Source organism: Rhodoferax sp. GW821-FHT07F03 (assembly GCF_059418745.1).
This window is the reverse complement of sequence record NZ_JBWKQM010000009.1, coordinates 292446-302302: the sequence shown is the minus strand read 5'-3', so window position 1 is coordinate 302302 and position 9857 is coordinate 292446. Positions and strand designations below refer to the sequence as shown.

The 9857-nt window shown below is 61.0% G+C and carries 10 protein-coding genes; 2 read left to right on the top strand and 8 right to left on the bottom strand.

Features of this window, described 5'->3' with window-relative positions; genetic code table 11:
• Nucleotides 1–222: 222 nt before the first annotated feature.
• The 8 genes from fusA to AC07R0_RS16035 form a co-directional block, all read right to left on the bottom strand.
• Nucleotides 223–2325 carry an elongation factor G gene (gene fusA / locus AC07R0_RS16070; protein ID WP_495099670.1) on the bottom strand — a complete coding sequence of 701 codons (2103 nt, stop codon included), beginning with the start codon at nt 2323–2325 and terminating at the stop codon, nt 223–225.
• Nucleotides 2326–2405: 80 nt separating this feature from the next.
• Entirely contained in the window at nt 2406–2879 is a 474-nt protein-coding gene (gene rpsG, locus AC07R0_RS16065) for a 30S ribosomal protein S7 (protein WP_092761972.1), read from the bottom strand.
• Nucleotides 2880–3030: 151 nt separating this feature from the next.
• The gene (gene rpsL, locus AC07R0_RS16060; RefSeq protein WP_011466063.1) at nt 3031–3408 is read right to left on the bottom strand and encodes a 30S ribosomal protein S12; all 378 of its coding nucleotides are present in this window, start codon (nt 3406–3408) and stop codon (nt 3031–3033) included.
• 162 nt (nt 3409–3570) lie between these two features.
• Entirely contained in the window at nt 3571–4728 is a 1158-nt protein-coding gene (locus AC07R0_RS16055) for a D-alanyl-D-alanine carboxypeptidase family protein (protein WP_495105595.1), read from the bottom strand.
• Nucleotides 4729–4829: 101 nt separating this feature from the next.
• Nucleotides 4830–5456 carry an alpha/beta hydrolase gene (locus tag AC07R0_RS16050; RefSeq protein WP_495105594.1) on the bottom strand — a complete coding sequence of 209 codons (627 nt, stop codon included), beginning with the start codon at nt 5454–5456 and terminating at the stop codon, nt 4830–4832.
• Between the two features lie 68 nt (nt 5457–5524).
• Nucleotides 5525–5884, bottom strand: a complete 360-nt coding sequence (locus tag AC07R0_RS16045) for a (2Fe-2S) ferredoxin domain-containing protein (RefSeq protein ID WP_495105593.1) — start codon at nt 5882–5884, stop codon at nt 5525–5527.
• A gap of 9 nt (nt 5885–5893) precedes the next feature.
• Nucleotides 5894–6988, bottom strand: a complete 1095-nt coding sequence (locus AC07R0_RS16040; RefSeq protein ID WP_495105592.1) for a VanZ family protein — start codon at nt 6986–6988, stop codon at nt 5894–5896.
• A gap of 20 nt (nt 6989–7008) precedes the next feature.
• Entirely contained in the window at nt 7009–7437 is a 429-nt protein-coding gene (locus AC07R0_RS16035; RefSeq protein ID WP_495099675.1) for a CopD family protein, read from the bottom strand.
• A 208-nt stretch (nt 7438–7645) separates the two neighbouring features.
• Here AC07R0_RS16035 and hemB point away from each other — a divergent pair, with 208 nt between their 5' ends.
• Nucleotides 7646–8665, top strand: coding sequence for a porphobilinogen synthase (gene hemB / locus AC07R0_RS16030; protein ID WP_495099676.1), 1020 nt, complete (start codon nt 7646–7648; stop codon nt 8663–8665).
• A gap of 73 nt (nt 8666–8738) precedes the next feature.
• Nucleotides 8739–9848 carry a magnesium transporter CorA family protein gene (locus tag AC07R0_RS16025; RefSeq protein ID WP_495105591.1) on the top strand — a complete coding sequence of 370 codons (1110 nt, stop codon included), beginning with the start codon at nt 8739–8741 and terminating at the stop codon, nt 9846–9848.
• Nucleotides 9849–9857 lie beyond the last annotated feature (9 nt).

Here is a 9857-nt window from a genome sequence, read left to right as displayed (position 1 = left end):
TGCCGTGGTCAACGTGACCGATCGTGCCCACGTTGACGTGGGGCTTGGTGCGCGTGAACTTTTCTTTTCCCATTTTTCAATTCTCCAGAAAGAGCTTTTCCCGTGTGAGGTTTAACGTCTGCACAATGTTGCTGGATCGCCTCGCACGGGAACAAGGCGGCACACTGTCGCAGACAGGGGATTCAAGGCCCAGCCGCTTAACGCGACGGGCCTGACTTCAACTTACTTGGCGCGGGAAGCCATAATGGCTTCGGACACGTTACGAGGAGCTTCGCTGTAGTGCTTGAACTCCATCGTGTACGTGGCGCGGCCTTGCGACATCGAACGCAGTGTGGTGGAGTAGCCAAACATTTCGGACAGCGGAACTTCAGCCTTGATGGCCTTGCCGCCACCAACCATGTCATCCATACCTTGGACCATACCGCGGCGGCTGGACAAGTCGCCCATCACGCTACCGGCGTAGTCTTCAGGAGTTTCGACTTCCACAGCCATCATCGGCTCCAGAATCACGGGGCCGGCCTTGCGGCAGCCTTCCTTGAAACCGAAGATCGCGGCCATCTTGAACGCGAGTTCGTTCGAGTCCACATCGTGGTACGAACCGAAGTGCAGCGTGACCTTGACGTCCACCACAGGATAGCCAGCCAACACGCCTTGCGTAACGGCTTCGTGGATACCCTTTTCAACCGCAGGAATGTATTCGCGAGGAACCACACCGCCCTTGATCGCGTCGACGAACTCAATGCCCTTGCCGGCTTCGTTGGGTTCAATCTTCAACACCACGTGACCGTATTGGCCCTTACCACCGGACTGACGCACGAACTTGCCTTCGGCATCTTCGATCGTCTTGCGGATGGTTTCGCGGTAAGCCACCTGGGGCTTGCCGACGTTGGCTTCCACGCCGAATTCACGCTTCATGCGGTCGACAATAATTTCCAGATGCAACTCGCCCATACCAGCGATCAGCGTTTGGCCGGACTCTTCGTCGGTCTTCACGCGGAACGAAGGATCTTCCTGGGCCAGACGTTGCAAGGCAATACCCATTTTTTCCTGGTCGGCCTTGGTCTTTGGCTCCACGGCCTGGGTAATCACAGGCTCAGGGAACACCATGCGCTCCAGGGTTACCACGGCGGTTGGATCGCACAGGGTTTCACCGGTTGTCACGTCCTTCAAGCCCACGCAAGCAGCGATGTCGCCGGCGCGGATTTCGCTGACTTCTTCACGGTTGTTGGCATGCATTTGCACGATACGACCGATACGCTCTTTCTTGCCACGGATCGGGTTGAAGACGCTGTCGCCCTTTTGCAGCACGCCGGAATAGACGCGCACGAAGGTCAACTGGCCCACAAACGGGTCGGTCATCAGCTTGAATGCCAAGGCGGAGAACTTTTCGCTGTCGTCGGCTTGACGCACGACGGGAGCGTCGTCTTCGTCCAGGCCGCTCACAGGTGGAATGTCCACCGGCGAAGGCATGAATTCGATCACGGCGTCCAACATACGCTGCACGCCCTTGTTCTTAAAGGCGGTACCGCAGTACATGGGCTGGATTTCGCTGGCGATGGTACGCGTGCGGATGCCCAGCTTGATTTCATCTTCGGTCAAGTCACCTTCTTCGAGGTACTTATTCATGAATTCTTCGGATGCTTCAGCAGCCGCTTCGACCATCTTCTCGCGCCACTCCTTGGCTTGAGCCAGCAACTCTGCCGGAATTTCCTGGTATTCGAACTTCATGCCCTGAGAAGCTTCATCCCAGATGATGGCTTTCATCTTGATCAGGTCGACCACACCGGTGAAGTTTTCTTCGGCGCCGATTGGGATCACCATGGGCACAGGGCTGGCCTTCAGGCGCAGCTTCATCTGGTCCACAACCTTGAAGAAGTTGGCACCGGTACGGTCCATCTTGTTCACAAAGGCCAGACGTGGCACTTTGTACTTGTTAGCTTGGCGCCAAACAGTTTCGGACTGGGGCTGCACGCCGCCCACAGCGCAGTACACCATGCAAGCACCGTCCAGCACGCGCATCGAGCGCTCGACCTCAATCGTGAAGTCCACGTGACCGGGGGTGTCAATGATGTTGATGCGGTGTTCAGGCAAGGACGTGTCCATACCCTTCCAGAAGCAGGTGGTGGCCGCCGAGGTAATCGTGATGCCACGCTCTTGCTCTTGCTCCATCCAATCCATGGTGGCCGCGCCGTCGTGCACTTCACCAATCTTGTGGTTCACGCCGGTGTAAAACAGAATGCGCTCGGTGGTGGTGGTCTTGCCGGCGTCGATGTGCGCGGAGATACCAATGTTGCGATAGCGCTCAATGGGGGTATGGCGAGCCATAGTTCTCTTTCGTTAAAGCCACAAGCCCGCCATCCGCCGAAGGGTGGTGCGGGCTTGTAAGCTTGAGATGGAAGGGTTGCTTAGAAACGGAAGTGCGAGAAGGCTTTGTTGGCTTCAGCCATACGGTGCACTTCGTCACGCTTCTTCATGGCACCGCCACGACCTTCGGTGGCTTCCATCAGTTCGTTGGCCAAACGCAGGGACATGGATTTTTCACCACGCTTGCGAGCGGCTTCCTTCAACCAGCGCATGGACAGAGCCAAACGACGGACAGGGCGCACTTCGACTGGCACTTGATAGTTGGCACCACCAACGCGGCGGGACTTCACTTCAACCATGGGCTTGACATTGTTGATCGCCAAGGTGAAGGCTTCCAGCGGATCTTTGCCTGGGTTCTTCTTTTCAATGAAATCGAGAGCGCCATAAATAATGCGCTCAGCGATTGCCTTCTTGCCGCCTTCCATGATCACGTTCATGAATTTGGACAGCTCAACATTGCCGTACTTGGGATCCGGCAGGATTTCACGTTTAGGGACTTCGCGACGACGTGGCATTTTTCACCTCTTAATTGCTTCAGTTGGCGCCTTTTCGGGGCACCGCAAAAACCATTTTGGTTTTCACTTACTCGACCCAAAACACGGGTCACTACGTTGCATCACCGCGCCACGCGGGAAACAACACCTTTTACTTCTGAAAAACCAGGACTTACTTAGCCTTTGGCTTCTTCGCGCCGTACTTGGAACGCGATTGCTTGCGGTCTTTCACGCCTTGCAAATCGAGCGAACCGCGCACGATGTGGTAACGCACACCGGGCAAATCCTTCACACGGCCGCCGCGCACCAGCACAACGCTGTGCTCTTGCAGGTTGTGGCCTTCGCCGCCGATGTAGGAGATGACCTCAAAACCGTTGGTCAGGCGCACTTTGGCAACCTTACGCAGAGCGGAGTTAGGCTTTTTAGGCGTCGTGGTGTAGACGCGGGTGCAAACGCCACGGCGCTGCGGAGAATTTTGCATCGCAGGGCTCTTGGACTTGATCGTTTCGACCTCGCGTCCCTGACGTACTAGCTGGTTAATGGTTGGCACTAAAGCCTCCTTGACAAAGAAAACGTCCCTAAACGTTTAAAACTAACAGAAAACGTGAATCCCTTCGGAAAGTTCCGAAAAGCCTTCGAGTATAGCTTTTTGAATCAGCGAGTGCAAACCTGCTGTTGTTTTAACAAGTTTGCATGCACTCACTTATGAGAATTACTTGATCCACAAACGAATGGAATCCCAGGCCCGGCCCAGAATGCCGGCCTGCTCCACACCGTCCAAGGCCAGCAAAGGCACGGTTTGCAGGGTTTGGTCGCCCAAAACCACCTTCAAAGAGCCCACGGCCTGGCCCTTGGTGAAAGGCGCCACCAGGGGATCGGGGCGCTGGATTTCGGTTTTCACCTTGGCGGCGCTGCCGGCGGGCACGGCCACCACCACGGCTTCGGGACGGCCCAGCTTGACGGTGGCGTCCTTGCCCTTCCAGACATTCGGCGTGACCACGGCCTGGTTGGCGTCAAACAGTTTGACGCCTTCGTAGGCGGTGTAGCCCCAATTCAGCAGCTTTTGCGATTCGTTCAGGCGGGCGTTTTCGCTGGCAGTACCCAGGACGATGGTCAAGATGCGGCGGCTACCAAGGTTCGGGAAGTCGCGCTTGGCAGTGGCAATCAGGCAGTAGCCGGCGGCATCGGTGTGGCCGGTCTTCAGGCCGTCCACGGTCGGGTCACGGAACAGCAGGCCGTTGCGGTTGTTTTCATTGCTGACGGGCGTACCGGGGTAGTGGTACTTCTTCATTCCGTCGTAATGCGCGTACTCAGGGAAGTCGCGCATCAGGCGGGTCGCCAGGATGCTCAAGTCGCGCGCGGTGGTGATGTGGCCGGCCTCGGTCAGGCCCTCGGGGTTGCGGTAGCTGGTGGCTTTCATGCCCAGGGCCTTGGCCTGCTGGTTCATCATCTCCACAAAATGCTCTTCCGTGCCGCCCACGCCTTCGGCCAGGGCCATGGTGGCGTCGTTACCCGACTGGACGATCATGCCCTTGATCAGGTCTTCCACCGGCACCTGCATCTTGGGGTCGATGAACATGCGCGAGCCGGGCATCTTCCAGGCCTTGATGCTGACCGGCAGGGTTTGCGTCAGGCTGAGCTTCTTGGTGCGCAGCGCGTCAAAGACCAGGTAAGCAGTCATCAGCTTGGTCAACGAGGCCTGCTCGACCGGCATGTCGATGTCTTTTTCCAGCAAGACCTGGTTGGCGGTGACGTCCAGCACCATATAGGCCTTGGCAGCGATTTCAGGGCCCGCCACCGGTTGGGCTGCAGCGAGCAGGGAAACAGAGGCCAACAAGGGTGCAGCAACAGCCTGCAAGAAGTATTTCATGGATGGGAATGAGAGAGTGAGAGATCAACAGGACGGGCGGCGCAGCAGCCACCCGGGTCAGGGGAAACCCCAAGTGCGACCCCTGGCAGGGCCGCAAAGTTTCATGTCTTCAGGTGGCGCAGCACCAGATTTTTCAACAGCGGCAATTGTCCGTGAAAAAAATGCCCGCCCGCGGGCACAACCGTCACAGGAAGTATCTGCGGCCGCGCCCAGTCCATGACGGAAGCCAGGGCGACGGTGTCATCCTGCTCACCATGGACGACCAAGGTTCGCTCATGCACGGCAGGTGGCAAGGTGGCTGCGGGTGCCCGCGCGGTGGAGGTGCCGACCAGCACCAGCTTTTCGACTGGACGGCTGTCCCACAGCGCCTGCACCGCGTGGGTGGTGACGAAGGCGCCGAATGAAAACCCCGCCAGGGCCAGCAGCTGGCCGGCCGGCGCCGTCTGCGCCACCACGGCCAACAGGTCTTCCATCTCGCCACGGCCTTCGTCGTGCGTACCGGCACTGGCACCGACACCGCGGAAGTTGAAACGCACAGCTGTCCAGCCGGACTGCACGAACGCCCGCGCAATGGTTTGCACCACTTTGTTGTCCATGGTGCCGCCAAACAACGGGTGTGGGTGGGCGATGACGGCAATGCCGCGCGACACGCCTGCGGGCGCGTCCTGCGCGGCTTCTATGGTGCCGGCGGCGCCGCTCAGGCTCAAACGCTGGGTCGATGCATTCACGGAATTACTACCAAATTGATAGCTTCCAGCGCAGGTAATACCTGCGCCAGAGGCCTAAAAAGCTTAAATCAACGGCCCAAGTGGGCTGGCGTCACCAAACGCTCCACCACCTTGCCGTTCTTGAGGTGCGACTCGACGATCTCGTCGATATCGCTCTCGTCCACGAAGCTATACCAGACCGCCTCGGGGTAGACCACGGCGACCGGACCGGCGGCGCAGCGGTCCAGGCAACCGGCCTTGTTCACGCGCACCTGGCCGGGGCCAGCCAGGCCCGCCTTCTTGACCAGCGCCTTGCAGCGGTCGAAACCGGCCTGGGCATTGTGGTGGGCGCAGCTGTCTTCGCCATTGGTGCGGTCGTTCAGGCAGAAAAAGATGTGGCGCCCGTAGTACGACCCAACGGGTGTATCGGGATTGGTGGTGTCAGTCATGGCGGTATTTTAGTTTTCCGCCGCAGGCCGGGCGATGCGGCCCACCACCACGGCCAGCGCCGCGTAGGGCCACAGCCAGCCCAGCCACTGCACCAGACCATTGAAACGGATGAACTTGCCCTGCTCCCAGGTTTGCAAAGTTTGGGCAAAGTAGGCGCTGGCCGGCGCCTGGTTCAGCACACCCAGGTGTACCGCCAGGGCCAGCAGCAACAGCGCCGCACAGGCCCGGCGCGGCACCCAGACCAGGACCACGGACACCGCCAAGCCGGCCCACAGACCCACGCGCACCGGCTGGGTCAGCCACTGCAGCGCATGAATGGGGCCATAGCTCAGACCGGCTGACACCGCCGCCGCCGCCAGGCCCAGCAGCAGAATCAACGGCGCAAACACCAGGCGCTGGCGTACCTGGCGCAGCACGCAATAGCCCAGCAAGCACGGAATCAACGCGCCCAACAGCACGCACAGCAGCTCGGCCCCCGGCACCAGGGGCTGCAGCTCGACATCACGCACCGGCAGCCAGTCCAGAAAAGGCGTGTCCACCAGCATCTCGGCCAAGCCTGCCTCAACCCGCTCCAGCACCTGGCCCAGCCCCAAAGGCACGGCGGCAGGGAATAGCAGGGCCACCGGCCAGAGCGCCAGCAGCACCAGTACATTGCGCGCATCGCTGACAAACCAGCGATCGCGGAAGCGGCTCCAGCGGTCAATCGCCCCCAGCCGCTCCAGCAGGGTCGCCACTACAGCCCCCAGCAACGCGCCGGCGCTGTTCAGTGCCCAGTCCACATTCGACGGCACACGCATAGGCAGATAACTTTGCAGCGTCTCCATCGCCTGGGACAACAAACAGGCCGCCAGCGTGGCCGCCAACACCGGCACCCGGGTACGGCCCGAACGCAGGCCGCTCAACGCCCACAAAAAACCCAGCGGGGCGTAGCCAGTAACGTTGATGGCCACGTCAAACCCGGTCCAGTATTTGGGCAGCGGGGCGGTCACAAAGAACCAGGGCGTGATGCCCTGGTCGCGCCAGCCGTCAAAGGGGTACAGGCTGGCATACACCACCAAGCCAACATACAACCAAGCTAGCGGCCAAGCCGAGGTCTTGTGCATCCCAGGACAGGCCCTCCAGGTTAAAAGGGTTTCACCACCACCAGAATCACGATGGCCAGCAACAACAGTACCGGCAGCTCGTTGAACCAGCGGTACCAGGTATGGCTACGCATAGGGGCACCGGCCCGCATCTTGCGCAACAGCACGCCGCATCCGTGGTGGTAGCCGATGACCAGCAGCACCAGGGTCAGCTTGGCATGCATCCAGCCATTGCCCGGGCCCCAGCCAATGCCATAGCCCAGCCACAGCCAGGCGCCGAACAACACCGCAGGCACCGCCAGCAAGGTGGTGAAGCGCAACAGCTTGCCCGCCATCAGCAGCAGACGCTCGCGCTCGGCCAGCGAGTCCGGCGGCACCATCGCCAGGTTGACGAAGATGCGTGGCAGGTAGAACAGGCCGGCGAACCAGCTGGCGATGAAAACGATGTGGAGGGATTTGATCCAGAGCATAGGCAGAGCATAGCGCTCAAAAAAATACCCCGGCCAGGGGCCGGGGTGCTAAGCCCGTGGGTCATGGACCGCTGGGCCCCGCTCAGGGAGGTAAAGCGGGAGGACGGCAAGCCGCCCCAGGAACAATTTAACAAAGCGGCACCAGCGGTTCAATAGGGCTTATCTGGATATGGCGGCGGTAAACAGCGAATGGGGCACAATTTTGGCCATGACCTCCTCCACCCCCTACGCCCCTTACCCCGCCGGCCGGCCGCGCCGCCTGCGCCGCGCAGCCTTTAGCCGCAACCTGGTGCGTGAAAACACCCTGACCGCCCACGACCTGATCTACCCGGTGTTCGTCCACGAGGGCACGAACCGCCGCGAAGCCGTGGCCTCCATGCCTGGCGTCGAGCGCCTGAGCCTGGACCTGCTGCTGCCGGTGGCCGAGGAATGCGTGAAGCTGCAAATCCCGGTGATGGCGCTGTTCCCGGTGGTGGACCAGTCGCTGAAGACCTACGGCGGCGAAGAAGCCTTCAACCCCGACGGCCTGGTGCCACGGGTGGTGCGCGAGCTGAAGAAGCGCTTCCCCGAACTCGGCGTGATGACCGACGTGGCACTGGACCCGTACACCAGCCACGGCCAGGACGGCCTGCCCGACGAGAACGGCTATATCCAGAACGAAGCCACCATCGCCGCCCTGGTGCAGCAGGTGCTGGCCCAGGCCGATGCCGGCGTGGACATCGTCGCCCCCAGCGACATGATGGACGGGCGCATAGGCGCCATCCGCCAGGCGCTGGAGGCGCGGGGCCACATCCACACCCAGATCATGGCCTACAGCGCCAAATACGCCAGCGCGTTTTACGGCCCGTTCCGCGACGCGGTGGGCTCGGCCGCCAACCTGGGCAAGAGCGACAAGAAGACCTACCAGATGGACCCGGCCAACACCGACGAGGCCCTGCGCGAGGTGGCCATGGACATCGCCGAAGGCGCGGACATGGTGATGGTCAAGCCCGGCATGCCCTACCTGGACGTGGTGCGCCGGGTAAAGGACGAATTCCGCGTGCCCACCTTCGCCTACCAGGTGTCGGGTGAATACGCCATGCTGCAGGCTGCCGTGCAAAACGGCTGGCTGGACCACGACCGGGTCGTGCTGGAGAGCCTGATGGCCTTCAAGCGCGCCGGTGCCGACGGGGTGCTGACCTACAGCGCCATTGCCGCCGCCCGCCTGCTCAAGGCACAGAACGCTTAAGCTCCTAAAATAATAGCAGCTTGCGCATATAAAACCAGCGCTAGCGGCCTATTTCTTATAAATATTTAACACCATGCGGATCTTCACAATTGTCGGCACCAGTGTGGTGGAGAACACCGCCCTACCTAGCGCACCGGTGCTGGGCGGCTACGTCTGGATCGCCTGTGCGCGGAGTGAATTTGAAGTCCAGCAAGCACTGCTGCAGTCCACGCTGCAACAGCTCTGCGGCCAGCAACTGGTGGATCTGCATGTGTCCGATTTGCTGAACAACCAGCTGCCGTCGCACTACGACTACACCTCGCAGTACGACCTGCTGGTATTCCGCCGGCTGGCGGCCGGCCCCAAGGAGGCCGGATCGGACGCGCCCGCCCTACCGCCAGGCCAGCCGATGAAGCGCGGCGGCCCGCCCATCCTGCGCCGCATCAACACCAACCCGGTGGGCTTTGCAGTGTTCGACCAAGTGCTGCTGACCGTGCACCCCAGCGATTGCGCGGTACGCGACAGCTATGCCGAGAAGCTGTTGGCCGCCACCTCCACCGAATTGCGGGCCACCGGCGCCCGCGTGCCCACCAGCCCGGCCGATTTGATGCTGCGCATCGTCAACACCATGGTCGATGGCTACCTGGACCTGCGCCGCGAACTGACGCGCCAACTGGACCACTGGCAAAGCGAGCTGCTCAAGCCCGGGGCCCGGTTCAGCAACTGGAGCGCGCTGCTGGACGCCCGGCTGACCCTGCACCAATTGGACGATGTGTGCGAAGAACAGCGCTCATCCATCCAGGACTGGATCGAGGCGGTAAAGACCTGGCCGGATGCGCAAGGCACGGCCGAGCTACGCGAACGCGAACTGCTGCAAGTGCGTAGCCGCGACGTGCTGGAACATATTGAACGGGTGGTGCACCATGTACGAAGGCTGGAACAAAGCGTGGAGACCGCCGTGCAGATGCACTTCAGCGTGCAGGGCAACCGGACCAACGACATCATGCTGACCTTGACGGTGCTGACCGCCATCTTCCTGCCGCTGAACCTGATTGCGGGCATCTTCGGCATGAACTTCGAGGTGATTCCCCTGCTGCACCGGCAGGGCGGCTTCTGGTGGGCCATGGGCGCGATGGTGGCCATCGCGCTGGGCATGGTGCTGCTGTTCTGGCGCAACCGCTATCTGGCCCGCACCGGCCGTTGAAGAGCCATC

What these genes read in the sequence shown, in the direction of transcription:
- AC07R0_RS16025 (WP_495105591.1), top strand. Translation starts at nt 8,739, where the DNA reads ATGCGGATCTTCACAATTGTCGGCACCAGTGTGGTGGAGAACACCGCC.
- rpsG (WP_092761972.1), bottom strand. Translation starts at nt 2,879, where the DNA reads ATGCCACGTCGTCGCGAAGTCCCTAAACGTGAAATCCTGCCGGATCCC.
- AC07R0_RS16055 (WP_495105595.1), bottom strand. Translation starts at nt 4,728, where the DNA reads ATGAAATACTTCTTGCAGGCTGTTGCTGCACCCTTGTTGGCCTCTGTT.
- AC07R0_RS16045 (WP_495105593.1), bottom strand. Translation starts at nt 5,884, where the DNA reads ATGACTGACACCACCAATCCCGATACACCCGTTGGGTCGTACTACGGG.
- hemB (WP_495099676.1), top strand. Translation starts at nt 7,646, where the DNA reads ATGACCTCCTCCACCCCCTACGCCCCTTACCCCGCCGGCCGGCCGCGC.
- fusA (WP_495099670.1), bottom strand. Translation starts at nt 2,325, where the DNA reads ATGGCTCGCCATACCCCCATTGAGCGCTATCGCAACATTGGTATCTCC.
- AC07R0_RS16035 (WP_495099675.1), bottom strand. Translation starts at nt 7,437, where the DNA reads ATGCTCTGGATCAAATCCCTCCACATCGTTTTCATCGCCAGCTGGTTC.
- AC07R0_RS16040 (WP_495105592.1), bottom strand. Translation starts at nt 6,988, where the DNA reads ATGCACAAGACCTCGGCTTGGCCGCTAGCTTGGTTGTATGTTGGCTTG.